The organism is Klebsiella sp. GFKo11 (assembly GCF_056490265.1).
On the sequence record NZ_CM151369.1, the window covers coordinates 84441 to 110140 of the forward strand.

25 protein-coding genes and 2 pseudogenes are annotated in these 25700 nt (G+C 57.0%); 14 read left to right on the forward strand and 13 right to left on the reverse strand.

Going from position 1 to position 25700, the window contains the following annotated elements; translation table 11 throughout:
• Positions 1–4 precede the first annotated feature (4 nt).
• A complete protein-coding gene (locus AC07P6_RS00390; protein WP_304254323.1) occupies positions 5–532 on the reverse strand; it encodes an SRPBCC family protein in 528 nt (175 codons plus the stop codon).
• A gap of 102 nt (positions 533–634) precedes the next feature.
• Entirely contained in the window at positions 635–1087 is a 453-nt protein-coding gene (locus AC07P6_RS00395) for a DUF1198 domain-containing protein (RefSeq protein ID WP_112216093.1), read from the reverse strand.
• Between the two features lie 105 nt (positions 1088–1192).
• Here AC07P6_RS00395 and AC07P6_RS00400 point away from each other — a divergent pair, with 105 nt between their 5' ends.
• The gene (locus tag AC07P6_RS00400) at positions 1193–2098 is read left to right on the forward strand and encodes a LysR family transcriptional regulator (RefSeq protein WP_434661067.1); all 906 of its coding nucleotides are present in this window, start codon (positions 1193–1195) and stop codon (positions 2096–2098) included.
• A 46-nt stretch (positions 2099–2144) separates the two neighbouring features.
• Here AC07P6_RS00400 and uhpT read toward each other — a convergent pair whose 3' ends face one another.
• The 7 genes from uhpT to ivbL all read right to left on the reverse strand — a co-directional run bounded on the left by uhpT (position 2145) and on the right by ivbL (position 9478).
• Entirely contained in the window at positions 2145–3536 is a 1392-nt protein-coding gene (gene uhpT / locus AC07P6_RS00405) for a hexose-6-phosphate:phosphate antiporter (protein WP_110275942.1), read from the reverse strand.
• A 142-nt stretch (positions 3537–3678) separates the two neighbouring features.
• Complete coding sequence (gene uhpC / locus AC07P6_RS00410) at positions 3679–4998, reverse strand: MFS transporter (protein ID WP_434661068.1); 1320 nt, start codon at positions 4996–4998, stop codon at positions 3679–3681.
• Between the two features lie 9 nt (positions 4999–5007).
• Complete coding sequence (uhpB, locus tag AC07P6_RS00415; RefSeq protein ID WP_304261159.1) at positions 5008–6489, reverse strand: signal transduction histidine-protein kinase/phosphatase UhpB; 1482 nt, start codon at positions 6487–6489, stop codon at positions 5008–5010.
• A gap of 17 nt (positions 6490–6506) precedes the next feature.
• A complete protein-coding gene (gene uhpA / locus AC07P6_RS00420; RefSeq protein ID WP_478315414.1) occupies positions 6507–7100 on the reverse strand; it encodes a response regulator transcription factor UhpA in 594 nt (197 codons plus the stop codon).
• A 71-nt stretch (positions 7101–7171) separates the two neighbouring features.
• Positions 7172–7462, reverse strand: a complete 291-nt coding sequence (gene ilvN, locus AC07P6_RS00425) for an acetolactate synthase small subunit (RefSeq protein WP_110275937.1) — start codon at positions 7460–7462, stop codon at positions 7172–7174.
• Between the two features lie 3 nt (positions 7463–7465).
• A complete protein-coding gene (ilvB, locus tag AC07P6_RS00430) occupies positions 7466–9154 on the reverse strand; it encodes an acetolactate synthase large subunit (protein ID WP_478315415.1) in 1689 nt (562 codons plus the stop codon).
• 228 nt (positions 9155–9382) lie between these two features.
• Entirely contained in the window at positions 9383–9478 is a 96-nt protein-coding gene (ivbL, locus tag AC07P6_RS00435) for an ilvB operon leader peptide IvbL (protein ID WP_112216085.1), read from the reverse strand.
• Positions 9479–10061: 583 nt separating this feature from the next.
• Here ivbL and tisB point away from each other — a divergent pair.
• The 4 genes and pseudogenes from tisB to emrD all read left to right on the forward strand — a co-directional run bounded on the left by tisB (position 10062) and on the right by emrD (position 12933).
• On the forward strand, positions 10062–10151 hold the full coding sequence (gene tisB / locus AC07P6_RS00440; RefSeq protein WP_004107126.1) for a type I toxin-antitoxin system toxin TisB: 90 nt from the start codon (positions 10062–10064) through the stop codon (positions 10149–10151).
• A 70-nt stretch (positions 10152–10221) separates the two neighbouring features.
• Positions 10222–10667, forward strand: a pseudogene (locus tag AC07P6_RS00445) (GNAT family N-acetyltransferase).
• A 70-nt stretch (positions 10668–10737) separates the two neighbouring features.
• A complete protein-coding gene (locus tag AC07P6_RS00450) occupies positions 10738–11571 on the forward strand; it encodes an EamA family transporter (RefSeq protein WP_478315416.1) in 834 nt (277 codons plus the stop codon).
• Positions 11572–11748: 177 nt separating this feature from the next.
• On the forward strand, positions 11749–12933 hold the full coding sequence (emrD, locus tag AC07P6_RS00455) for a multidrug efflux MFS transporter EmrD (protein WP_182235355.1): 1185 nt from the start codon (positions 11749–11751) through the stop codon (positions 12931–12933).
• A gap of 62 nt (positions 12934–12995) precedes the next feature.
• Here emrD and AC07P6_RS00460 read toward each other — a convergent pair whose 3' ends face one another.
• The gene (locus AC07P6_RS00460) at positions 12996–13643 is read right to left on the reverse strand and encodes a TetR/AcrR family transcriptional regulator (protein ID WP_182235354.1); all 648 of its coding nucleotides are present in this window, start codon (positions 13641–13643) and stop codon (positions 12996–12998) included.
• A gap of 80 nt (positions 13644–13723) precedes the next feature.
• On the opposite strand from AC07P6_RS00460, the gene AC07P6_RS00465 reads away from it, so the two are divergent.
• Positions 13724–15220: an MDR family MFS transporter gene (locus tag AC07P6_RS00465; RefSeq protein ID WP_182235353.1), complete on the forward strand. Its 1497-nt coding sequence runs from the start codon at positions 13724–13726 to the stop codon at positions 15218–15220.
• Here the strand turns inward: AC07P6_RS00465 and AC07P6_RS00470 are convergent.
• Positions 15217–16131: a LysR family transcriptional regulator gene (locus tag AC07P6_RS00470; RefSeq protein ID WP_434661079.1), complete on the reverse strand. Its 915-nt coding sequence runs from the start codon at positions 16129–16131 to the stop codon at positions 15217–15219. The two genes, AC07P6_RS00465 and AC07P6_RS00470, sit on opposite strands and share 4 nt — an antisense overlap.
• Before the next feature lie 102 nt (positions 16132–16233).
• Between AC07P6_RS00470 and AC07P6_RS00475 the strand changes: the two genes are divergently transcribed.
• The 4 genes from AC07P6_RS00475 to AC07P6_RS00490 all read left to right on the forward strand — a co-directional run bounded on the left by AC07P6_RS00475 (position 16234) and on the right by AC07P6_RS00490 (position 19265).
• The gene (locus tag AC07P6_RS00475; RefSeq protein ID WP_434661081.1) at positions 16234–16860 is read left to right on the forward strand and encodes a pyridoxamine 5'-phosphate oxidase family protein; all 627 of its coding nucleotides are present in this window, start codon (positions 16234–16236) and stop codon (positions 16858–16860) included.
• Positions 16860–17330 (forward strand): nuclear transport factor 2 family protein, encoded by a 471-nt coding sequence (locus AC07P6_RS00480; RefSeq protein ID WP_110275929.1) that lies wholly within the window; start codon positions 16860–16862, stop codon positions 17328–17330. Before AC07P6_RS00475 ends, AC07P6_RS00480 begins: the two co-directional genes overlap by 1 nt.
• 240 nt (positions 17331–17570) lie before the next feature.
• The gene (gene nlpA / locus AC07P6_RS00485; protein WP_478315417.1) at positions 17571–18380 is read left to right on the forward strand and encodes a lipoprotein NlpA; all 810 of its coding nucleotides are present in this window, start codon (positions 17571–17573) and stop codon (positions 18378–18380) included.
• 24 nt (positions 18381–18404) lie between these two features.
• Positions 18405–19265: a DMT family transporter gene (locus AC07P6_RS00490; protein ID WP_478315418.1), complete on the forward strand. Its 861-nt coding sequence runs from the start codon at positions 18405–18407 to the stop codon at positions 19263–19265.
• Here the strand turns inward: AC07P6_RS00490 and AC07P6_RS00495 are convergent.
• Positions 19257–19811 (reverse strand): annotated as a pseudogene (locus tag AC07P6_RS00495) (NUDIX hydrolase). The gene AC07P6_RS00490 and the pseudogene AC07P6_RS00495 overlap by 9 nt on opposite strands.
• 169 nt (positions 19812–19980) lie before the next feature.
• Here AC07P6_RS00495 and AC07P6_RS00500 point away from each other — a divergent pair.
• Positions 19981–20760, forward strand: a complete 780-nt coding sequence (locus AC07P6_RS00500; RefSeq protein ID WP_478315419.1) for an MBL fold metallo-hydrolase — start codon at positions 19981–19983, stop codon at positions 20758–20760.
• A 14-nt stretch (positions 20761–20774) separates the two neighbouring features.
• Positions 20775–21728, forward strand: coding sequence for a GlxA family transcriptional regulator (locus tag AC07P6_RS00505; RefSeq protein ID WP_181484398.1), 954 nt, complete (start codon positions 20775–20777; stop codon positions 21726–21728).
• On the opposite strand, the gene AC07P6_RS00510 is transcribed toward AC07P6_RS00505, so the two are convergent.
• A complete protein-coding gene (locus AC07P6_RS00510; protein WP_478315420.1) occupies positions 21725–22774 on the reverse strand; it encodes an NAD(P)-dependent alcohol dehydrogenase in 1050 nt (349 codons plus the stop codon). The genes AC07P6_RS00505 and AC07P6_RS00510 overlap by 4 nt on opposite strands.
• Before the next feature lie 775 nt (positions 22775–23549).
• Between AC07P6_RS00510 and AC07P6_RS00515 the strand changes: the two genes are divergently transcribed.
• Positions 23550–24455 (forward strand): glycosyltransferase family 2 protein, encoded by a 906-nt coding sequence (locus AC07P6_RS00515; RefSeq protein ID WP_478315421.1) that lies wholly within the window; start codon positions 23550–23552, stop codon positions 24453–24455.
• Entirely contained in the window at positions 24443–25684 is a 1242-nt protein-coding gene (locus AC07P6_RS00520) for an O-antigen ligase family protein (RefSeq protein WP_478315422.1), read from the forward strand. The genes AC07P6_RS00515 and AC07P6_RS00520 overlap by 13 nt, the downstream gene beginning before the upstream one ends.
• The last annotated feature ends 16 nt before the right edge of the window (positions 25685–25700 follow it).

Consider the following 25700-nt stretch of genomic DNA (forward strand, 5'->3'; position numbering starts at 1 on the left):
TCGATTATTTAGCCTTATGCGCCGCCGTCGCCAGACCGCAAATCCACTCCTGATGGCCGTTTATCATCGGATTGGGTACGGTTCGCGCCAGCTCCTGCGCCGGTACGCCCTTCTGTGACTCCTGGGTCAAAATACGCACCCGGTTACCGGGTAAATCCTCAAACAGCCAGGCGTGGATCACGTCGAGGCGCGTAGTCTCATCGCCTTCCGCCCAGCCGTGCCAGGCCACGCGCGCTGCTTGTCCGGCGACCGGTGGAACGTACTCGGTGACCTGTGCTTCAATCGGGAAGCCGAAAGTGGAGAAACGAAAGCGGGCGTTGGCGCTCAGCTTCGGGCCGCTGCCGTCGTGAAAACGGATATCGGCGACGTTGCTGTAGTAGCCCGGCCACAGGGTAGTATCGTCAAGCTGTGCCCAGATTTGTGCCGCCGTCAGGCCGCTAACGATGATTTCGTTGGAAGCGAAGTTATCGGTGGTGCCCGGCAGGTAATCTTGCGGCCAGATGATGGCGCTTTGTTGCGATGGCTGTTGCATGGTGGACCTCGTCAGTGTGTGTTTTAACGAGGTCAACTATGCGCCGGAGAGTGATATAAATCGAATCACCATCTTTTATAAACATCATTACAGATAGTGATATCAGTGCAGCCAGTGGACGCCATCTTCCGGTAAAAACAGCGTGTTATAGCGTTCTTGTAGAGCATGCAGCTCGCTGATTTCCGGCTCCAGCTCGCGAAGGAAACCTTGCGCGAGGCGGATTTGCGCTTCGGTAATCGGTGCCGCAAGGCGGGCCTTTTGCATCAACCGATACCAGTAGTGCAGGTTCTGCTCGCTGCCATCAACGATCCCCACCTGCCAGATAAGCAGCACCTGAGCGGCATTTTGCAAATGCGCTTCATTAGGCCGCTCAAGGTAGCGCAGATACTCGTGACCGGCGGTTTTTCCCAGCTGATCGATCATCGACTCCAGCGGCACCGGCGTAATCCCTAATCGTTCGCTCAGACGGCGAATTGCACGGCGTGAATCAGAGGTAAGCACCCGAAATCCCACAACAAATACCACTATCAGCGTGGCCAGTCCTAACCAGATCATGCATCCTCTCACTTAATCGCAACCCCAGTATCATAATGGGAATTTGCCTGCTGTCGACTGCCGGACGTACCATAATGTGACTTATCGCGGCTGCGGATAGCTATCATGAAATCTGATATCAGAAACCTCGATCTTAACCTGCTGAAAACGCTGGACGCGCTGCTCGATGAACGCAGCGTCACCCGAGCGGCGACGCGGCTTTCGCTCACCCAACCGGCGGTGAGCGGTATGCTGACCCGGCTGCGCGAAGCCTTTAACGACCCGCTGTTTATTCGCGCCCCGCACGGGATGGTGCCGACCCTGCGCGCTCAGGCGCTGGCCTCACCGGTCAAACAGCTGCTGACCGATGCCGAAGCCCTGCTGCAGCCCGCCGTTTTCGAACCGCTCAATGCCGATTTCACCTGGACTATCGCCGCCACCGACTATGCGCTGAAAGCGGTGATCGTGCCGTTTATCGCGGCTCTGAAGCCGCTGGCTCCGGGCATCCGCGTGCGCATTATTCCGGAATCGCCTACCACGCTGTTCGCCCAGACTGAGCGCGGCGAAGTGGATATCGCGCTGCTGACTCCGCACTCTACGCCGCCGGATCTGCACAGCCGGGCGCTGTATCAGGAAGAGTACGTGTGCCTGATGCGCGCGGATCACCCGCAGGCTGCCGCGCCGCTGACCCTGGATTTATTCTGCGAGCTGGAACATGTGCTGGTCTCCTGGCAGGGCGATAGTTTTCGCGGCGTCACCGATGATGCGCTGGCGACGCTGGGTTGTTCCCGGCGAGTTGGGCTGTCGGTGAGCAGTTTTCTGGTCCTGCCGGAGGTGCTGGCGGTCAGCGATATGATAGCCGTGGTGCCGCGTCGGCTGGCGAAGATGGCATCAGGGATGAAAATCTCGCCGCCGCCGCTGCCTGTTCCAGGTTTTACCAAAAGCATGGCCTGGCACGAACGCAGCCATCGCGACCCGGCGCAGCAGTGGCTGCGGGAGCTGTTGCACCAGACGGCCCAGCAGGAAGCATAAAAAAGCCCGGCGCAAAGGCCGGGCAAAGTGACTCACACCCAATGACTCAGGCAGTCTGCAAAGTTTGTGTCTTTTTCTGGCGGCGGATTTTACGTTCTTCAAAGACCGCGACGATAGCCATCAGGCAGATACAAGCAATCGCCGCCGCATCCAGAGCGGCAAAGGTGCCCGCCCAGCCGGTGAGGCCGAAAATCGGCGTACCGTCGGCAATCATCCCGAGGCCCAGTTTGGCAAAGCTGTCGCCGATCAGATAGGCGAAGGTGCCTTTAATCCCATCGGCAGCGCCAATGGCTTTTTTCGGCACAAAGCCCACGGCGGCAACGCCGATCAGTAGCTGCGGGCCAAACACCAGGAAGCCAAGCGCAAACAGCGATGCCAGGTAGACGTACTGGTTGCTGGCGTGCTGATAAACGCCAAGCGTGGCGATAATCAGCGCCAGCGCGACGCAGGCCACCAGCGCGCGACGTCCGTTCGCCAGATCCGACAACCAACCCCACAGCAGCGTGCCGACCAGTGCGCCCACCTCAAACAGGGTAAAGCCCTGAATCGCCACTTCTTTAGAAAGCTTCAGCTCCTGGAAAGCGTAGACGGTAGACCACTGGTCAATACCGATGCGCACCACGTACAGGAAGATATTGGAGAAGCACAGTAGCCAGATGACTTTGTTCTTCAGCACGTACTCGACGAAGATCTGCCACTTGGTCATGGCGTTTTCTTCCGTCTCTTTATCTTCTTCGCTGATCTCTTCGCCAAACAGCTCTTCGGCGTTGCCGAGGCCGTAAGATTCCGGGGAGTCGCTACCGAAGCGCAGACCGATAAAGCCAACAATCAGCGCGATAATCGACGGGAAGATAAACATACCGATGACGTGACCGTCGAACAGATAGTTAGCGCCAAACAACGCCACGCCCGCCGCGCCCGCGCCGCCGAGGTTGTGGGAGATATTCCAGAAGCCGAGGAAGGTGCCGCGCTTACGCCGAGGCGTCCACTTGGTGATGGTCGAATAGCTGCACGAGCCGCCGGTACTCTGGAAGAAGCCGCTCAGGGCGTAGAAAGCAATCATCAGGAACAGGCTGGTCGACCCCGCGCCCATGCTGGCGCTGAAGCCAAGCATACAAATGGCGGAGAGGATCAGCATAAACGGCAGGAACTGCTTGGTGTTCTTGCCGTCGGCGTAGTAGGAGACCAGCGTTTTACCCACGCCGTAGGTGATGGAGAAGCCGAGGCCAATCATCCCCAACTGCGTCATGCTCAACCCGTAGGTGGAGATCATGTCGTTCTGCGCGATGTTAAAGTTCTTACGGATCAGGTACATGGTCAGGTAGCCGATGAAAACCACCAGGTACGACTGCATGAACGGTTTGAACCACATTTTGCGCCGCGCTTCGAGCGGCAGATCCAGGGTCGGCTTGCGCACCTGGTTTAGAAAGGCCAGCATTTGACACTCCCGAGCTAATTTTTATACCTGCGAATGGCAGGCATTGTAAAAATCAGCCAAGAGACACGCCTGAGACAGCGTCCAGGCGAAACCGGGAAAATTTCTTAGTTTTACGCCATTCGACTGAGAAAGGTGAAGTCGGTCACGCTTCGCGCGGTGCCTGGGCGTTTAAAAACGGCAGCAACAGCAGGGCAGAAATACCTGCCGCAATGGCAATCACCACAAAGAATCCGGTCCAGTGCCAGATCTCCATCACCTGCGCCAGCGGCCAGCCGGAGAGCGATGCCCCCAGATAGGCAAACAGACCAACAAAGCCGGTTGCCGCCCCCGCCGCCTCTTTGTGCGAGCACTCCGCTGCCGCCATGCCGATCAGCATCTGCGGGCCAAAAACGAAGAAGCCGGTAGTAAAGAAGCAGGCTGCCTGCATTACGTAACTGGCAAATGGCATCAGCCACAGACCGCCGACGGAGAGTAAAATTCCGGCGGCGAAAATCAGGTTCATCGGCCCGCGATTGCCGTTAAACAGCTTATCTGAGCCCCAGCCAGCCACCAGCGCGCCGATAAATCCCCCCAACTCGAACATGGTCACCGCTGAGTTGGCAGTCACCAGATCGACGCCGAGGGTCTCCGACATATACAGGTTGCCCCAGTCGTTAATCGCCGCCCGCACCACGTACACCAGCACGTAGCACAGGGAGAGCAGCCAGATATAGGGGTTCAGCAGCACGTATTTGGTGAGGATCTCCTTGCGGGTCAGCCCCGCGCCTTCCTGCTGCTGGGCAATCTCCAGCTCATCGTGCCGCCAGTCGCCCACCGCGGGTAGCCCTACTGCCTGCGGCCGATCGCGCAGCCGCCAGCAGAGGAACAGTCCGGCGAAGATCGCCAGCATCCCGGCAATCATCATCCCCGTTCGCCAGCCGTAGTGCAGCGCCGCCGCGCCAACCACCATCGGGATCAGCGCTCCGCCAACGTTATGCGCCGTATTCCACAGCGCCCACCAGCCGCCGCGTTCGGTGCGCGAATACCATGCCGTCAACAGGCGGGCGCAGACCGGCGATCCCCAGCCCTGAAAAAAGGCGTTCAGCGCCCACAGCAGCGCGAAGGCCCACAGTGAAGTGGAAAACCCAAACAGGATATTCACGGCGCCGGTGGCGACCAGGCCGATGCCCATAAAATAGCGAGCGTTAGAGCGGTCGCTGACGATACCGGAGAAAAATTTCGACAAGCCGTAGGTGATGTAAAACAGCGTTGCCAGCAGGCCGATGTCGCTGCGCGTCAGCACGTTGCTGGCGAGGATTTCCGGTACGGCGGCGTTAAAGCTTTTACGGGTGAAGTAAAACAGCGCGTAGCCCAGCCAGATGGTCAGCAAAATATGCCGACGCCAGTAGCGATAGCGCTCGTCCAGCGCCTGTTTATCGGCTATCGGTTGAGCGTCCGGCGGGGATTTTAAAAAGGCAAACATCATCATTCCTTAGGCGTAACGCAACGGCAGGCTAACGCAGACGCGGGTGCCGTGGGTGCAGGAGATGGTTAAGCTACCGCCCAGCGCCGTCACGCGCTCGCGCATGCCGGTAAGGCCGAAGCCCTGCTGGCCGGAGCCTGGGGGCAGGCCGCAGCCGTCATCCTCCAGAACCAGCATCAGTCGCTGCTCCTGCTGCCAGCCCTGTAACGTGACGGCGCTGGCGCAAGCATGCTTGACGATATTATTCAGCCCCTCCTGACAGACGCGGAACAGGGTGACGCGCTGGTTTTCACTCAGTAGCGATTCATCAATGCGCCACTCCAGGTGGCTGACCATACCGCGATCCTCCAGCTCCATTTCACGCATCAGCGAACGTACCGCCTGTTCAAGAGTGAGGTCATCCAGCTGACGAGGACGCAGGCGGCCCAGCAGGCGGCGCACCGAGTCGTAGACGCCGAGCGAAAGTTGCTCAATCAGCTGGCCGCTCTGCCGAACGCTGGCGTTGTTGGGAGCAAGACGCTGAACGATCCCTGCCTGGGTGCGAATCGCGGTGATGGTCTGGCCGATATCATCGTGCAGCTCGCGGGCCACCTCGCGGCGCACGCTCTCTTCGGTTTCCAGCAGGCGCTCTGCCAGACGCTGGTTGCGCACCAGCTCACTTTGCAGAGATTGATTCAACTCGCGTAGCCGCTGAATTCCGGCCCCCAATAGCAGCCCCATCAGGCTTTGCGCCAGCAGCGAAAGCAGTAAATCAACCGGATGATCGTGCCAGGTCTGGCTGGCAATCAGCGCGATGGCGTTCATCAATGTCGCAATCAGCGCGCCCTGCCAGCCGTAGTGCCAGGCGAGAGCGATGATCGGCAGTGCCAGGCAGAAGGGGGTAAAACGCGAGAGTTCGGCAGGCAGCCCGAGCTGTAACCAGAGGCTGATGGTAAACAGCAGCAGATACCAGATAAGGTGCCGCCCGCGCCAGTTCACCGGCTGCGAAACCAGCGATGGCCCCAGCGGCCGCCAGACTGTACTGGTGAGATAGTGCCAGATAACCAGGCAGGTCGGGGCCAGCGTCAGGCCGCCGGTCAGGGTCAGCAGCAGCGCATTCAGCCCCTCTTTGCCTTCCGCCAGCCACGGCAGCGATTGCAGCAGCGCGGCGGCGATAAGCGCTGCGCCCTGGCGCAACAAGGTCAGCCAGTCACGCTGGTGGCGATAGCGCGAGATCAGCGCCACCGGCAGCAGGGTCAGCAGGCTTCCGGTCATCAATATTATCGGGTGCGCCAGTTCCACTTCCTGCGCCAGCCAGAAGAGAAGCAGCCACTCCGCGCCCAGCAATACCGGCCAGTAGCCGCGCGGGCATTGCAGCATCAGGCCAAGACGCAGGCCGAAGGGAAATAGCAATACCGCAAGGTCGGGACGCTCCACCAGATGCAGGCTGATGCTCCACAGGCAGAACCAGGCGGCGGAGAAGATAAAGAAACAGCCGATTACCGAGAGCAGTTGGGAGAGAATCGCTTTCATTGCCAGCTATCGAACATCCGGCGCGCCAGCTCAACGTCGTTGCTGACGCCGAGTTTTTCCAGCAGATTAGCGCGATGGACGTGAACGGTTTTCGGCGACAGCCCCAGTTCAGCAGCAATCTCTTTTACCGCCATCCCCTGCGCCAGCTTTTCCGCCACTTCGCGTTCGCGTTTGGTGAGCGGGTCCCGACGCCCGGCCGCCAGCTTTATGGCGATATCCGGCGTCAGGTAGCAGCCGCCTGTCGCCACCGTGCGTACGGCGGCGATCAGTTCATCCGGACTGCATCGCTTGGAGAGAAAACCGCGCGCTCCGGAGTTCAGCGCCTGTTCCACCAGCGCCGGGCTGTCGTGGACCGACAGCATGACGACAGCCATCCCTTTCGGTAATTGGCTCAGCAGCTCAAGCCCGGAGATATCCGGCATCGAGATATCGCAGATGCAGACCTGCACCCCGCGACCGGGCAGCCCCGCCAGCGCCTCTCGACCGGAACCAAATTCGGCGACGACCTGAAAATCGGCTTCCAGCCCCAGCAGTTGGGCAAAGCCGGAGCGGACGATAAGGTGATCGTCGATAAGGGCGATAGTGGTCATGGCGTTTCCTGGCGGGTTAAAAAACGCGCTTACCTTAACGGCAAGCGCGTTGCTGTTCAAGTCTCGAACGATTATTCGAAGAACACCGCAATTTTGCTGAACATGGATGGGTCGGACTGGTTGCGCACTACTTTCTCAACGTCTTCCAGCTTTTCGATCTGGCTAATCATCTGCCCGAGGCGCTGATCGTCGTTGACCAGTAGCCAGATGCGGCTCTGATTGCTGTCCTGAATCGGCAGGCAAAGAATGCCTTCCACGTTGAAGGCGCGGCGGGCGAACAGGCCGCAAACGTGGGTCATCACGCCAGGATGGTTGCGCACGGTGAGCTGTAGAATAACGTTTTCATGAGTCGGTTGTTGCATGGCTTATTCCCCCACCATTTCAGTATTGGCCGCACCCGGCGGTACCATTGGATACACTTTTTCTTCGGCATCGATACGCACGTGGATCAGCGCCGGGCCTGGGCGGTCGATAATCGCCTGCAGCGCCGCCTGCGGGTCGGCTTCGTTATTTAAATCACAGGTTTGCAGGCCGAAACCGGCGGCGATCTGCATAAAGTTGATCATTCCCGGGTAGGTGGCGGCAAACACGCCCTGCTTATAGAACATGCTCTGCTGCTGATGCACCAGCCCCAGCGCTTCGTTATTCATCAGGATGATTTTCACATCCAGCTGATTTTCCGCCGCCGTCGCCATCTCCTGGATATTCATCATCAGGCTGCCATCGCCAGAGAAGCAGATAACCTTGCGCTGAGGATTCGCCAGCGCCGCGCCAACCGCCGCGGGCAGACCAAAGCCCATCGTACCCAACCCGCCGGAGGTCAGCCACTGGCGCGGACGGTTCAGCGGATAAGCCTGAGCGGTCCACATTTGATGCTGGCCCACATCAGTGGTCACGATCGCTTCATCGTCAACGCAGGCGGCCACGGCGTTAATCAAACCATAATGGCTGAGCGGGTCTTTCTCCTGCGGGATGTTGCAGGGGAATTCACGCTGCAAATCCGCCACCAGCTGCAGCCATTCGCTGCGCGGCTGCGCCTCGACTTGTGGGATCAACTGAGCCAGCACCTCGGCAACGTCGCCCTGGATCGCCACGTGCGGCTGCTTGATTTTACCCAGCTCTGAGCGGTCGATATCAACATGAATAATCTTCGCGTTCGGGCAGAACTGCTCGGTTTTACCAATCGCCCGGTCATCAAAACGCGCACCTAAAACAATCAGTAAATCAGCCTCTTGAAGAATAAAGTTGGTACTGCGCGCGCCGTGCATCCCCAGCATGCCCAGCGACAGCGGGTGCGCTTTCGGCAGCATCCCCAGCGCCATTAAGGTCAGGGTGGTCGGCAGGTTGGCTTTCTCCGCCAGCTGGCGAATCTGCTCAGGAGCGTTGATGACCCCGCCGCCCAGATAGAGTACCGGACGCTGTGCGGCGTTAATCATCGCCGCCGCTTCGCGCACGCTGGTGCTGTCGAACTCCGGGGCCGCCATGCGGGTTCCCGGTTCCGGCAGGACGTCCAGCTCAATGGTCGCCGACTGAACATCCTTAGGAATATCTATCCACACCGGCCCCGGTCGCCCGGACTGCGCGATGCGAAACGCGTCGCTCATCACCTGCGGCAGTTCAGCGATATTGCGCACCAGGTAGTTGTGCTTAGTGATGGGGATAGAAATACCGTAGGTGTCGACTTCCTGGAAGGCGTCGGTGCCGATCATCGAAGCCGGAACCTGGCCGGTAATGCAAACCAGCGGAATCGAATCCAGGCGGGCGTCGGCGATAGCGGTGATCAGGTTGGTGGCTCCCGGGCCGCTACAGGCCATACATACCGCCGGTTTACCCTCGGTACGCGCCATGCCCTGGGCGATAAACCCCGCACCCTGCTCGTGACGCGCCAGGATATGGCGAATCTGCGTGCTTTGGCTTAACGCATCGTAAATGGGAAGAATGGAGCCGCCCGGAATGCCGCTGACCGTAGTGATCCCCTGACGCTCCAGTAAATGAACGACTAACTGTGCGCCAGTGAAGCGCATTTTTTGTGATGTTGTGCCCGAACTTGCCATGCTCCAGTCCTTTTATTCTGGGCCGACTTTACGCGTCGTACTTCACGTTGCTGGTGCGTTGGCTGCGCTTGGTCACCCCAGTCACGTACCTATGTACGCTCCTGGGGATTCGCTCACTTGCCGCCTTCCTGCAACCCGAATTACTTAGCGTATCCGGGCGGGGCTCTTAAACGAAAAACCCCGCTCGGTTTGCGCCGGCGGGGTTTGGAATTCGTGTTGTTCCGGACCCTACGGCGCGTTGCCGACGACGACCACCACAGACACGACGACCACCGCGGCAGGCGCGGTTAGTAGTAGAGTCGAAGTCAGGATGGATGCGTTCATTAGGGACCTGTTGTCTTAAAAAAGTGAATGAATTTATACAAACACAGCTTTTGCCATTTCACAACGGATTTATTTTCAACCACGAGAAACTGCGTGAAGGATCACATTAATTTGCGGAGGGATAAAACAAAAAACCCCGCGCACGGCGAGGTCTTTTGAATGGTGTCTTTGCGGTTGGTAGCCGCGAATACACTGTATTACGTCAACGAAAAAAGTATACGCGATCGACGAAGACGGCGCAATTTCACGACGGTTTTTGCTGATCTAGAGTATGGATCGCACTCGCAGATTTGTCCAAAATATACTGTTCATTTATACAGTAATCATTCTATACTGATGGGGTACGCAGAGTGACATCTGGGGGCCGCACTTTTACCGGCGCAATGAAGTCCTGGCTGAAACGGGTGGTGCCGTCAGTGCCTTAACCCCAGAAGAGCACACTGTGTTACGTCAACAAATACCCTGAATAACTTGGGCTGTAGCCGACAGGCCGCGCCTGAAATATGACGGGTATACCCTGGCTGGCAACAGGCGGCGGAAAGGTACGCCAGCCGGTCGTGCTCCTGAACCAGAGGAGACGCGTATGGGCGGAGTGGATATCGTTGTTCTGATCCTGAAACTCATGGTTGCTGTGTTGCAACTGCTTGATGCAGTCCTGAAGCAGTTCCGCTGATTCAGGTTCAAGTCGCACCTGGGAGGGGCGGGAAACCGCCCCTCTACAGGCTAACCCGATGGAGAAAACCATGGCACCGCTGTTGATTGCCGCAGTAACCCCAGATGACCCGGGTTTTACGGCGTTGCGCGCCGAAAGCCTGGCGCAAAATCTGAATATGCTTCGCCGCCTGGCGGAGAACTGGCAGAGTGGGAAAAACCGCTTTGACGCACCTGGAGAAAAGCTGCTGGGGCCTTTGCGCATGGGCAGCTGGTCGGCGTTTGCGGACTGAATATCGACCCTTTTAGCCAGCAGATGCGGGCCGGACGCATCCGCCATTTATACATTGGTGAGAGCCACCGCCGGCAGGGGATCGGGCATCAGCTACTGGTCTCGGTTATTACCCACTCAGGCACCAGCTTTGATTTCCTCAACACCCATGCGTCGTCAACGGCCTGGTCGTTTTATGAAAATCTGGGATTTCGCCCGGTATACGATGAGCCTCAGGTCACGCATCGCCTGTTCTGCTCACTTTAGCCATCGCTGGCTGCCGGGGAATGTGCATGTTACAGTCCAGTGACGATTTATTCCCCATATCCGGGCCGTAATGACCATCACCCTATTCTGTATTTTGCTGTTCGCTGCTCTGCTTCACGCCAGCTGGAACGCTATCGTTAAAGCGAGCGGCGATAAGATGTATGCGGCAATCGGCATTAGCGGTTCAGCCGCATTAATCGCCCTGGTTTTACTCCCCTTTGCCCCACAACCCACACTCGCCAGCGTGCCGTTTCTTGCCGTCTCCTGTGCGTTACAGGTGGTATACACCGTCCTGGTGGCGAAAACCTACCAGATCTCGGATATGAGCCAGACCTATCCGCTGATGCGCGGTACCGCGCCGCTGCTGGTGGCGATAATCAGCGTTATTTTCCTTGGCGACCATCTCTCGCCGCTGGCGTGGCTGGGGATTGGCGTAATCTGCCTGGCGATTCTGGCGATGGCCTTTAACGGTCGATCCAGTTCAAGTACCGGCATCGTACTGGCGCTGATTAACGCTTGTTTTATTGCCGGTTACACGCTGGTGGACGGAACCGGGGTGCGGCTTTCAGAAACCGCGCTGGGCTATACGCTGTGGACTTTTTTTATGAACGGTTTTTGTCTGCTGAGCTGGGCGATGATCGCCCGGCGCCAGCAGGCCAGCCGCTATCTGCGCCAGAACTGGAAGAAAGGCATGATCGGTGGCGTCGGCACCATGGGCTCTTATGGTCTGGCGCTGTGGGCGATGACCCAGGCACCGCTGGCGGTCGTCGCCGCGCTACGTGAGACGTCGATTCTGTTCGGCGCAGTTATCGCTTTTATCCTGTTGAAAGAAAAGGTCGTTCCACTGCGCATTGTTGCAGCTTGCGGTATCGCCGCCGGGGCGATTCTGCTACGGCTGTCTTAATCTGGATATGGCAACATTAGTTGCCGATTTTTGTTTACAAAACCTGCCTGAAATACCCCGATAATCCCTCCGCTCAGGGTTGTTCTGTCATTTTTATGTGGTAGATTCCTCCATCGTTTTGCGGGTGTGTTAGTCACATATTCTTTATCTTCCATATTTCACAAAGTATTCATCGACATGAAACGGCATAAGAACTTCAATTTGTTGTTGATGCTGGTACTGCTGGTGGCCGTCGGCCAGATGGCGCAGACCATATATATCCCGGCGATTGCTGATATGGCGGTATCGCTCAACGTCCGTGAGGGCGCGGTGCAGAGCGTGATGGCCGCTTATCTGCTGACCTACGGCGTATCGCAGCTCTTCTACGGCCCGCTATCGGATCGCGTTGGTCGTCGCCCGGTGATCCTCGTGGGAATGTCTATTTTTATGCTGGCGACGCTGGTTGCCATCACTACCCATAGCCTGCCGGTGCTGATCGCCGCCAGCGCAATGCAGGGGATGGGCACCGGGGTCGGCGGCGTGATGGCGCGAACTCTGCCGCGCGATCTGTATGAAGGCGCACAGCTCAGGCACGCTAACAGTCTGTTGAATATGGGCATTCTGGTCAGTCCGCTGCTCGCGCCGCTGATCGGCGGCATTCTCGATACCCTGTGGAACTGGCGGGCCTGCTACGTCTTCCTGCTGGTGCTTTGTGCTGGCGTGACCTTCAGCATGGCGCGCTGGATGCCGGAAACCCGACCAACCGGCGCACCGCGTACCCGGCTTATCACCAATTACAAAACGCTGTTCGGCACCAGCGCGTTTAACTGCTATCTGCTGATGCTAATCGGCGGCCTGGCGGGTATTGCTGTGTTCGAAGCCTGTTCCGGCGTGCTGATGGGCGCGGTGCTGGGCTTGAGCAGCCTGTCGGTGAGCATTCTGTTTATTCTGCCAATTCCGGCGGCGTTCTTTGGTGCGTGGTTTGCCGGACGCCCGAATAAACGCTTCCCGACGTTGATGTGGCAATCGGTGATTTGCTGCCTGCTGGCGGGGGTGATGATGTGGATCCCGGGCTTGCTGGGCATAATGACCGTCTGGACCCTGCTGGCACCTGCCGCGCTGTTCTTTTTTGGCGCGGGGATGCTGTTCCCACTGGCGACCAGCGGCGCGATGGAGCCATTTCCGTTCCTCGCCGGAACCGCCGGGGCGCTGGTGGGCGGGCTGCAAAACATTGGCTCCGGCGTGCTGGCGTGGTTGTCGGCGATGATGCCGCAGACCGGTCAGGGCAGCCTGGGCCTGTTAATGATGCTGATGGGCTTGCTGATTCTGCTGTGCTGGCTGCCGCTGGCATCGCGGTTTAGCCGCCACCAGCAGCCGGTTTAAAGCTTCGCCGGTTCGCGACGCGGGCTACCGGCCCGCAGATGGCGGTGAACCTGTAGGGGGAATCAGCCGCCAATTCCGTGGCTAATCAGTGCCAGCGCGTGGCTGACAATCATCTGCTTGTTCACTGATTGCAACCGCACATCGGTATGGGTACGGGAAAACGGCACCAGTACCAGGCTTATTAAGGTGGTAAACAGCAGCTCCGGCGACAGCGCCGGGTTGAGTTTGCCCTCCTGCTGCCAGCGGCGCACCGTCGCCAGCATTTTGTGGTATTTCTCATCGCCAAAACGCGCGTGCATATGCTGACGCAGTACCGGCATCTCGCCGATGATCTCCTGCATCCACAGCGGTGCGAACCATGCATTTTTCTCCGCCATCGCCGCCAGGGTTTCAATAAGCAGGGTAAAAGCGGTCACCGGCTCATCGCTATGTTCTACAAAAATTAGGCCGATGTCGTTGCGCAGCGGCATAAAGCGCTCTTCAACCAGCTTTTCCACCAGCGCCTCCCGCGAACTGAAATAGTAGTGCAGCATCGCGGGCGTCACCCCCGCTTCTTTGGCGATGGCGTTCAGTGAAATTCGCGCGATCCCGTGGCGGGCAAACAGCGCCAGGGCAATATCCATCAACTGTTCGCGGTTGGCGGAGCCGGATTTCTGCCCGCGCGGGCGACCGGGGCGACGTGGGGCTTCATTGTCTTTTTGTGCTGACATCGTATGGCGATCCCTTGACCTGATTCATCATTTCCCTAAATATTAATTATGTATTTAATTAATTTCAAGCGAGTGATGCTATGACATCTGAAGTCGCGAGCCAACCGGCGGTACCCTCAATCCGCCTGCTCTTCAGCGCTCTACTGCTGGTCATGCTGCTATCAGCGCTGGACCAGACTATTGTCTCAACCGCGCTGCCGACCATCGTCGGCGAACTCGGCGGGCTGGATAAACTCTCGTGGGTAGTGACCGCCTATATCCTCAGTTCGACCATCGCGGTGCCGCTGTACGGCAAATTTGGCGACCTGTTCGGGCGGAAAATCGTCCTGCAGGTGGCGATCGTGCTGTTCCTTGCCGGTTCCGCCCTGTGCGGGCTGGCGCAGAACATGACCCAACTGGTGCTGATGCGCGCCCTGCAAGGGTTGGGCGGCGGTGGCCTGATGGTGATCAGCATGGCGGCAGTGGCCGATGTGATCCCGCCTGCTAATCGCGGTCGCTATCAGGGGTTATTCGGTGGTGTTTTTGGCCTGGCGACGGTGATTGGGCCGTTAATCGGCGGCTTCCTGGTGCAGCACGCCTCCTGGCGCTGGATTTTCTACATCAACCTGCCGCTGGGCCTGTTCGCGCTGCTGGTGATCGGCGCGGTTTTTCACAGCAGCAACAAGCGCAGCCAGCACCAGATCGACTGGCTGGGGGCAATTTACCTCAGCATGGCGCTGCTGTGCATCATCTTGTTTACCTCCGAGGGTGGCAGCGTTCGCGCGTGGAGCGACCCGCAGCTGTGGTGCATTCTGGCCTTTGGCGTGGTGGGGATTATCGGTTTTATTCATGAAGAACGACTGGCCGCAGAGCCGATTATTCCGCTCTCATTGTTCCGCAACCGCAGCTTTCTGCTTTGCAGCCTGATTGGCTTTGTTGTTGGGATGTCGTTGTTTGGTTCGGTGACCTTCCTGCCGCTCTATTTGCAGGTGGTAAAAGCGGCGACGCCGACCGAGGCGGGGCTACAGCTAATCCCGCTGATGGGTGGTCTGCTGCTGACCTCGATCATCAGCGGACGCGTTATCAGCCATACCGGTAAGTACCGGGTGTTTCCGATTATCGGCACCCTGCTGGGCGTGGTGGGAATGGTGCTGCTGACGCGCATAACCATCCACTCGCCGATGTGGCAGCTGTATCTTTTCACCAGCGTGCTGGGAGCGGGTCTGGGACTGGTGATGCAGGTGCTAATACTGGCAGTGCAGAACGCGATGCCTGCGCAAATGTACGGCGTGGCAACCTCCGGCGTGACGCTGTTCCGCTCGATTGGCGGCTCTATCGGCGTGGCGCTGTTTGGCGCGGTATTCACTCATGTATTGCAAAATAACCTGCAACACCTGCTGCCGGAAGGTGCGCAGCTGCCGCGGGCGCTGAATCCGGCGGCGGTACAGAATTTGCCTGCGGAGATTCGTCTGGATTACCTCGATTCCTTCGGGGCCGCTATCCACGCGGCGTTCCTGATGGCGGCCTGCATTATGGCGGTGGCGTTTGTGCTCTCCTGGCTACTGAAAGAAGCACCGCTGAAAACGACCGCCCGCTAGGCGGTGGCGGCAATACGCAGCAGCGCCCGACGCAGGGCGGGCGCGGCGAAATCGATAAATTTACGCAGCTTGAGCGGGGCCAGGTCCCGGGCGTTAGAGAGCAGATGCACCGGCGCGGGTTCCGGCTCCATCGTTTGAAAAATTAGCTTCAGTTCGCCGCACACCAGGCCATCGATAGCCTGGTAATGCAGCAGGCGCGCCACGCCAGCCCCCAGTCGGGCGGCATCGGCGGCGCTCTCCGGGGTGGTCACCGAAAGCATCGGAGCGAGCGCGACCAGCCGGTCTTGCGCTTCTGTGGTATTAAATCGCCAGCCGCTGTAGGGCATCGGCGACTCAATGTGAATCATCGGCAGCATGGTCAGATCGCGCGGGCGTTCTGGCGTGCCGTGTTTTTCCAGCAAGCCCGGATGCGCACAGGTGACGATGCGCATCTCACCAAGGCGGGTCGCCACCATCCCGCTATCCGGCAAGGCACCGATACGTACCGCTAAATCAACATGCTCGTCCACCAGGTTGGCGTTGCGATCGCTAAGCAGTAAACGGACGCGAATCTGCGGGTAACGGGCAAGAAATTCCGTGATTACCGGTAAAACGTGCAAACGACCAAACATGATAGGCGCGGAGATCGTCAGCTCGCCTTTTGGTTCCTGATATTCGCCCACCGCCTGGCGCTCGGCGTTCTCCACCTCTTCGAGGATCCGTCGCGCGGCGGCGACATAATCGGCTCCGGCGTCGGTCAGCGTTAGCTTGCGGGTCGTACGGATGAGCAGGCGCACGCCGAGCGCATTTTCCAGCTCGGCAATATTGCGGCTGACGGTGGTCAGCGGCGTATTTAGCGCCCGCGCCGCTGCCGACATACTGCCGAGTTCAGTCACTTTCACCAGCAGCGCCATGGCGCTGAGTCGGTCCATAATTATCCCGTTTTTCGGAAATATGATTGCCAGATCCCCACTATTATCTTTTTTGTCGACACAGTCCATGATGAGTCATGCCACATCGCCTTCGGAGAAATTATGTCAGTAGACTTTCTTGATATCGCCATGACCCCTAACGTGATGGATGTTCAGCATGAGATGGGCAGCGATGGGATGTGGCAGTCGCCGCATCGCCCGCGTAGAGGAGAGCGCTTCAGCGACAGCGAAGAGGGGATGATCGTCACCCGCGATAGCTTCTACCTGGCGACGATTTCGCAAACCGGCTGGCCCTATATTCAGCATCGCGGCGGCCCGGTGGGTTTCCTGCATCTGCTGGATGAGACCACTCTGGCGATGGCGGATTTCTCTGGAAATCGCCAGTACATCACCACCGGCAACCTGCGCGGTAGCGACCGGGCGTGTCTGTTTTTGATGGATTACCCGCGCCGTGCCAGGCTGAAAATCTACGCCACCGTAGAAGTCGTGGCGGCGGAGAGCGACCCGGAATTATTGGCGCGGGTCACGCCGGAGAACTATCGGGCCAGAATCGAGCGCATTTTTCGCTTTCATTTACAGGCTTTTGACTGGAACTGCCCTCAGCATATTACCCCGCGCTACACCGCCCAGCAGGTGGCGGAGTATAGCCAGACGCTGCAACAGCGTATTGACGATCTGGAGCGGGAAAACCAGCGCCTGCAACAGCTTATTCATACAGGAGAACAATGATGACCGAACAACGCCCACCGCTGCCGCCGTTTACCCGCGAGAGCGCCGCGCAAAAAGTGCGGGCCGCCGAAGATGGCTGGAACAGCCGTGATGCCGGAAAGGTCGCGCTGGCCTACACCGTCGATAGCGAATGGCGTAATCGCAGCGAGTTTGTGCACGGAAGGACGCAAATTATCGACTTTTTACAGCGAAAATGGCGTAAAGAGCAGGAATACCGTCTGATTAAGGAACTGTGGGCGTGGAGCGACAATCGTATTGCGGTGCGCTTCGCCTATGAGTGGCACGATGACAGCGGCAACTGGTTTCGCTCCTACGGCAATGAGAACTGGGAGTTTGATGAACGCGGCCTGATGCACACGCGCTACGCCTGCATCAACGACCTGCCGATTGCCGAGAGCGAGCGCCTGTTCCACTGGCCCCAGGGCCGTCGCCCGGACGATCACCCGGGATTGAGTGAACTGGGGCTGTAAGGTGCGTCCCCCGCTCTAGAGATCCCCGGAGGCGGCGCTGCGCACCTGTCCGGGCTACTCGATCGCAGCCGACGGTGAACCCGTAGCCCGGGCAGGCGCATCGCGCTGCCCCCGGGAGAAAGGGGGAAGATGATTTTATTTCCAGTTGCCGTTTTTGCGTTTAAAACCTCACCCCAAAGTCGTTATAGTTTCAGACGAAAAAATAATAACGATTCTCTATGGACTGACGGGGTAATAACAATGAAATTGCGTTTACGGACAGCCGCCGCCGTGGTGCTGGCGGGCCTGCTGCTGGTGGGCTGCGACCAGAAGGGCAGCGATGCCAAACACATTAAAGTTGGCGTGATTAACGGCGCGGAACAGGATGTAGCAGAAGTGGCGAAGAAAGTAGCCAAAGAGAAATATGGCCTCGACGTTGAGCTGGTGGGCTTTAGCGGCTCGCTGCTGCCCAACGAATCCACTAACGCCGGGGATCTGGACGCGAACGTCTTCCAGCACCGTCCGTTCCTCGCCCAGGATAACAAAGCCCACAACTATCGCCTGGTGGCGGTCGGCAATACCTTCGTCTTCCCGATGGCGGGCTATTCGCGCAAAGTTAAATCCGTCGCCGAGCTGAAAGACGGCGCGACCATCGCCATTCCTAACGACCCGACCAACCTGGGCCGTGCGCTGCTTCTGCTCCAGCAGGAGAAGCTGATTACGCTCAAGGCGGGCACCGGCCTGCTGCCGACGGCGGTCGATATCACCGACAACCCGCATAACCTGAAAATCATGGAGCTGGAAGGTGCGCAGCTACCGCGCGTGATTGACGACCCGCAAGTCGATGTGGCGATCATCAGCACGACTTACCTCCAACAGACCGGGTTAACGCCGGTGCGCGACGGCATCTTTATCGAAGACAAAAACTCACCGTATGTGAACATCATCGTGACCCGCGAAGACAACAAAGACGCGGAAAACGTGAAAGAGTTTATGCAGTCCTACCAGTCGCCGGAAGTGGCGAAGGCGGCAGAGACCATCTTCAACGGCGGTGCGGTTCCCGGCTGGTAATCATTCACACAAGGAGGAGTGGCGATGACCCGGCAACGCCAGGCAGATTTGCTGCTAATAGCCGCGACGGTTATCGCCGCCTGCGGATGGATTTTTTCCCGTGAAGCGATTGCCGGCATGCCGGTTTTCGCCTTCCTCGGCCTGCGCTTTTTCTTCGCCGCGCTGCTGTTGCTGCCGTTCTGTCGCGGGTTTCGCGTCGACAAGCAGCACTGGCCGCGCATTATTATCAGCGGCCTGTGGTTTGCGTTAAACCTGTGCCTGTGGATCTACTCGGTATCGACAACTCCGTCACTGGGCGAAGGGGCGTTTATTATGAGCCTGTCGATGCTGTTCGTGCCGCTTACCGCGTGGGCGATGATGAAGGCGCGTCCGGCGCGGGCCTACTGGGAGTGCCTGCCGATTGCCATTGTCGGCCTCGGTTTGCTCAGCCTGCATATGCCGATTGAGTTTCACCCCAGTCAGGGCTGGTTTCTGCTGACCGCGCTGGTGCAATCAATCTGGTTTTGCTACACCAGCAACTGCGCCCGCGAGGTGCCGCTGATCCCGCTAACTACCGTGCAGCTAGGCATCACCGGGATTGTCGGACTGGGGATTTCCGCCGCCGTCGAGACCTGGGATCAGCCGTTTACCCTGACGACCTTCGGCTGGCTGCTCGCCAGCATTGTCATCGCGACCAGCCTGCGCTTCGGCCTGCAAATGAAGGGGCAGAAGTACGCAGCGGTTGCCAGCGCGGCAATTATTATGGTGCTTGAGCCGCTGTTGACGGTGATTGCCGCCGCGCTGTGGTACGGCGAACAGCTGCCGTTGCAGAAGATTATCGGCGGCGTGCTGATCCTCGTCGCCCAGCTGTGGTTTCGCTGGCGGATGCTGAAACCGCTACGCTAAACCGGTCCGCCGCTGCGCCATCAGATGCAGCAGCGGCACCAGCGATAGCCCGTCCGGCATCTCGCCGCGGGCTATCAGCTGGCCAATCTCTTCGAGGGTAAACTAGCCGGTTTCCATCACCTCATCCTGATCTTCATCCATCCCCACCCAGGTTAAATCACTGGCAAGCCAGGTGATAAACAGCTGGTCACTGCTGCCATAGGAAGGGTTATAGCGGATGATTTCTTCGGCATTTTTCGCCTGCCAGCCGGTCTCTTCCCGTAGTTCACGCAGGGCCGCCTCGCGCGGATCTTCCCCTTCATCAACGCCGCCCGAAGGAACGGCCCACACCACCTGGTCTATTAGATAACGGTAGTGGCGGATTAGCAGCACTTTGTCATCCTGCATCGCCACAATCCCCACAGCGGGTCGCGGGTAGTGGATGGAGTAAAAATCCCGCCGATCGCCGGGGGCCATATCAATGCCGACCTTGCGCATGCTGAACCACGGGGTGTCCGCCATAACCTCGGCGTCGTGCATATCGGCGGCGGTTAACTTCTTCTTCATCGTAGCCACTCTTCCTGAAAATTGAGCGTTCAGCACACCATAGCCGGGAGCGGATGGCAACCACTGTAGATTGGCCCAATCCCATCGATCATTGCCCAAACGCCCATATTGCGCCAGGCTTGTGGCACGTACGATGTTCGCCAGATAACCGCGAAGAGGAATGAGCATCATGAAAATAACCCACATCCGTAATGCCACGCAGATTATTGAATATGCTGGTAAAAAATTTCTTATTGACCCCATGCTTTCTGACAAAGGTGCCTGGGCAGGCTTCGCCGGAACCGCGCGCAGCGAGCTGCGCAACCCGCTGGTGGCGCTACCTTTCTCTGTTGAAAAGATTGTTGATGTTGATGCCGTTATCGTCACCCACACCCATGAAGATCACTGGGACGAGGCGGCGATCGCCGCGATCCCCAAAACGCTGCCGATCTATATTCAGCATGAGGCCGATGCTCAGTTGCTGCGCGGACAAGGGTTCAGTGATATTCGTCTGCTCTCTGAGGACAGCGCGTTTGCCGATGTTGCCCTGGTGAAAACCACTTCTGGGCAGCACGGTAGCGACCGCACTTATGCGGTTGCGGCGATGGCCGAACGCCTGGGCGAAGCCTGCGGCGTGGTGCTGCGTCATCCACAGGAGAAAACCCTGTGGCTGGTGGGGGATACCATCTGGCGCGATGAAGTAGAAGCCGATATGGTCAGACTACAGCCGGACGTAGTGGTGCTGAATGCCGGATATGCTCACGTTATCGGTTTTGGGCCGATCATTATGGGCAAAGAAGATGTGCTGAAGGTGCATTTCACCCTGCCGGAAGCCAAAATTGTTGCAAGTCATATGGAAGCGGTAAACCACTGCCTGCTGAGCCGCGATGAGCTGCGTCAGTACGTGGTCGACAATCAGATTGCCGATGCGGTCAGCATCCCGCAGGATGGGGAAACGTTGGTCTTTTAATGCCGGAGCGGGCGATGAAACTCACGGAAGTGGCGATTGTGGCGGTGGACGGGTTTAGCCCATTCCACTACTCGGTGCCCTGTATGCTGTTTGGCGATACGGTCTCGGAAACCAAACGCTTTAACCTGCATATTTGCGCCGAACGACCGGGGCTATTGACCGCTCGCGACGGCTTTGCGCTGAACGCCAGCGGCGACTTTGCGACCCTTGAACAGGCAGATATTGTGGTGGTGCCTTACTGGGGTGCGGTGAACCAACGACCTGTGCAGTCGCTGCTCGACAGCCTTGTGCGAGCGCGTAATAACGGCGCTGAAATCGTCGGCCTGTGCCTCGGGGCATTTGTGCTGGGCTACGCCGGTCTGCTGGACGGCAAGCGGGCAGCGACCCACTGGGAGTTCGAGCAAGATTTTCAGCGCCTGTTTCCGCAGGTGCAACTGGATATCAATGCACTGTACGTCGATGACCAGCGTATTATTACCTCGGCGGGCACCGCGGCTGCGCTCGACTGCTGTCTGTATATCATCCGCCAGCGTTTCGGCAGCCTTGCCGCCAATCAGATTGCCCGGCGGATGATCGTCCCGCCGCACCGCGAGGGCGGGCAGGCGCAGTTTATTGCTCAGCCAGTGCCGAAAAACACCCGCGACGCGCGGATTAACGGCCTGCTTGAGTATCTCCAGCAGCATATCCGCGAGCCACATAATCTTGATTCGCTGGCGCAGGTGGCGGCAATGAGCCGCCGCACCCTGACCCGCCATTTCGCCAAAGCGACCGGTATGAGTATCGCCGACTGGCTTTCCGCCGAACGCCTGCGACGCAGCCAGCTTCTGTTGGAGGCCGGGGATTTACCTATCGAACAGGTGGCAGAGGAAGTGGGCTATCTCTCCGCCGTGACTTATCGCCAGCAGTTTAAATCGCGTTTTGGCGTCAGCCCGGCGGAGTGGCGGCGTACCTTTCGCCGTGGCGCTTAGCCCCCGAGAGTGGCGCTGTCGATCACGAAGCGGTATTTCACGTCGCCTTTGACCATTCTCTCCCAGGCTTCGTTGATCTGATCGCCGCGAATCAGCTCAATATCGGCGACGATACCGTGCTCGGCGCAAAAGTCGAGCATCTCCTGGGTTTCAGGAATGCCGCCGATCATCGACCCGGCAATCGACCGGCGACGGAAGATCAGGTTAAACACTTCCGGAGATGGATGCGGCGTGGCGGGCGCGCCCACCAGGGTTAGCGTACCGTCGCGTTTAAGCAGCGTGGTAAAGGCATCGAGATTGTGCGGTGCCGCCACGGTGTTGAGAATAAAGTCGAAGCTTTTCACATGCGCCGCCATCTCGTCCTCGTTGCGCGACACTACGACCTCATCTGCGCCCAGCTCTCGCGCCGCATCACGCTTGGATTCTGAGGTGGTGAATGCCACCACGTGGGCGCCCATGGCGTGGGCCAACTTGATCCCCATATGCCCCAGCCCGCCGATCCCGACAACGCCCACTTTTTTGCCCGGTCCGACTTTCCAGTGGCGCAGCGGCGAGTAGGTGGTGATACCCGCGCACAGCAGCGGCGCGACGGCGGCCAGTTGCTCTTTAGGATGGCGCACGCGCAGTACGTAGCGCTGATGGACGACGATTTGCTGGGAGTAACCCCCCAGGGTGTGGCCGGGGTCATCCTGCGTTGGGCCGTTGTAGGTGAGCACCATGTGGTCACAGTAGTTTTCCAGCCCGTCCTGGCACTCCTCGCACGCTTTACAGCTATCGACCATGCAGCCGACGCCCACCAGATCGCCAACGGCATAGCCGGAGACCCGGTTGCCCACGGCGGTCACCCGGCCAACGATTTCATGGCCCGGCACGCAGGGGTAGAGCGTTCCGGCCCATTCGGAGCGCGCCTGGTGTAAATCGGAGTGGCAGACGCCGCAATAATCAATGGCGATCTGCACATCATCCGGCCCCGTTTCACGGCGGGTGATGGCCATAGCGCCCAGCGGCTGGCTGGCGGAGTTCGTACCAATAGCGTTGATCTGCATAGCAAAACCTCTTCTGTGTAACGGAGTTGAATAAAACGGAGGGGGAGAACGTTTTTTGCGCGGTAGCGTTAAGCGTAGCCTGGTTGAAGCGGGATGGGAGGGGGAAAGCTCAAAGGGTTAAAGAGCTGCTGCGGTGAGAGGGTATTTCGTTAGTTATTAATATATATCCGTCATACTTCAAGTTGCATGTGCGTTGGCTTTCCTCGCTCGCCCCAGTCACTTACTTCAGTAAGCTCCTGGGGACTCACTGCGTCGCCGCCTTCCTGCCACTCGAATTATTTAGGGTATAGTACGGGCTGATTTTTAAACTTAATCAGATCTGCAATAAGTAACGAATCGTGTCTTTTGGTAAAGAGTTTCGTTACTGATAAAAAGAAATAATTATCATTATTCCAAGTGAGAAAATACGCAAGACCTGTTTTCCTGAAGGCTTGTGGACTTTTTTATTGCCCATAAATAGAAGTGGTGTAGCGCTTAATCAATATTTTAAAAAACGCTTTTACAGTATAACAAATTGTTGAGCCTGATTGATTTTTATTTATTGATTTGTGGTGTGAATGTATTGGTTTGTTATGTTGTTGTATATTCAAGCTTTTATAATTTGTTATGAATGATTGTTGTTTTCTCGCGGTTTTTTATCCTTCTTTTTACGCTTTGTTACTCCTTTCTGCGTTGAATCATTGGTAGTAAGAATAGAATCGGTCGCTTATTTCTAAGCTATATTTCTCCGCTTCCCTCAAAAACGATAAAGCCAGACTATTCAACGGGAGTGCCCATGCCCTTTTTGAGCATTATCATTACAGCGCATAATTGTGAGCTAACGCTTGCTGAGACGCTAGAAAGTGTGAAAAAGGCCATTGATTTTGAAAAGGATGTTGAAGTCATTGTGCTTAATGACAGCTCTTATGACAAGACGCAGCAGATTATTGAGCGTTATGCAGAGACGTTTTCTTCGGTTCAGATAAGAGAAGTTCAACTGAAAAATGTCGGTAGAGTCAGAAATATTGCGGTGCAGATGGCCCGTGGTGAATATATCACCATGGTTGATGGTGACGATCTGCTCAAGCCGCGAAGCTTGCGCGATGCGGTGGTATTTCTTAAACAGCATCGGCCCGATTTGCTGCTGACGCACCTGATTGAAACCCGCAACCTCAGCGCCATCAATAGCAACTGGGCGGGCTTTTCGCCGGTTAAGCTACCGCAGAATGAGGCCGTGCGTCGTTTTCTGATCCATAAAGACTTTCAGGCGCATTTAATCGGTCAGTTTATTCGCAAGGATATCTATCTTTGTGCGCCGATTCCATCAATGACCTGCTATGAAGACTTTGCCGTTTTTCCTGCTTTTCTGATGCATTCGCAGAATATCTGGTTCCAGAAAGAGGGGCATTATCACTACGTCAAACGGGCGAATAGCCTCTCCAGCGTGCTGGATAAAACAAAAATCCGCCATTTAATTAACTGTACAAAAAGAATGGAGAGAGTGTTTCCCTCTTCATTTCATTGGCTGGTATGTTGCCATTGGTTGGATATTTATCTGAAACATGCTCAGTTGTTAACTCATGAACAAATCAGCATTGTTGAAGAAAAAATAAAATCAACCTTATCTCCGGTTTTTTTTATGTCTCCTGACGTGAGATTAAGTTATAAGAAAAAGGCTATTCAGGCATTATGGAAAAGATAAACCGCAATATCTATACGCTAACGATAATACTGGCGGCGACATCGCTATTATTCCTGCTGCTGGACTCTACCCAGCAGCGAGTGTTTTTCTATCTGGCGATATATGCCAGTGTAATGGGACTATTTCTGGAGAGGAAAAACCTTGGCGAAATACGCCTGAAGGTCGCCTTTCTACCGCTGATCGTTGGGGCGATGGAGATGCTGTGGTTTCTCTTTTACGAGGTGAAGCACGGCCATATCAATCACTATAACGATCACTTTCTCGGTGGTAAAAAGCTGCTGCTTGGCAGCATCCTGGTACTGTATCTGGATAGCTTTAAACATCATCTTCACCGCAACGCCCTGAAGAAAATTTTCCTTATCGTTGTGGGTATTAGCCTGTTGCTGGCAACCGTATATGGCTTTATCCAGGAGTGGCAGGGTATTTCGCGGGTTGAGATGGCGATTAATCGGCCTACGGTTGCCGCCTATATCTATTCAACGCTGTCGCTGGCGTTTATCTATGCGTTATTTCAACTGCGCAAAAGACCGGCCTATATACTGGCTGTTGCGGTGATGCTTATCTCGTACCTGAACATTATCTTCACCGGTACGCGGGCGGCGATGGGGCTGTATCCAGTGCTGATCTTCCTGCTCACGCTGTTTAATTTCAAAAAGATTCAGCTCAAGCCGATGCTGGGCGTAGCGGTGGTCGTTCTCTGTATTGTGGGTATCAACTTCAACGCTCATATCAAACCGAAAATCACCCAGACGGTACATGAAATCTCGACTTACCAGACCGGTAATGACGATACGTCACTGGGCGCGCGCTTCTCAATGTGGACAGTAGGTATTTATAACGGCGTTCATAAACCGTTGGGGCAATCAATGGAGAGCCGCGAACGCTTGAGCGCCGATTATGTGCAGGATCATCCGGAGAATAAAACCGCGATGATGTACATTAACGTCCATCTGCATAACGAGATAATCGATACCTTCTCGCTACAGGGTGTGATTGGGCTGGCGCTGATTTTGGGGTTTTATATCGGCGGCGCGCTGCTTGCCGTGCGGCGTAATAATCTGCTGCTGCTTTTTATTATGCTGTCGATGTTCGTTTATGGCTTGACGGACGTATTGTTGATCAGCGCTGAATTTGTCGCTTTCTTTATTATCCTGGTGGCGTTCAGTACCGTTATCACAGAGGACAATACTGCTCCGGCCTGCGTGGGGCAGTCGGGGAAGCGTGTCTGAAGAGATGGGCTTGCGC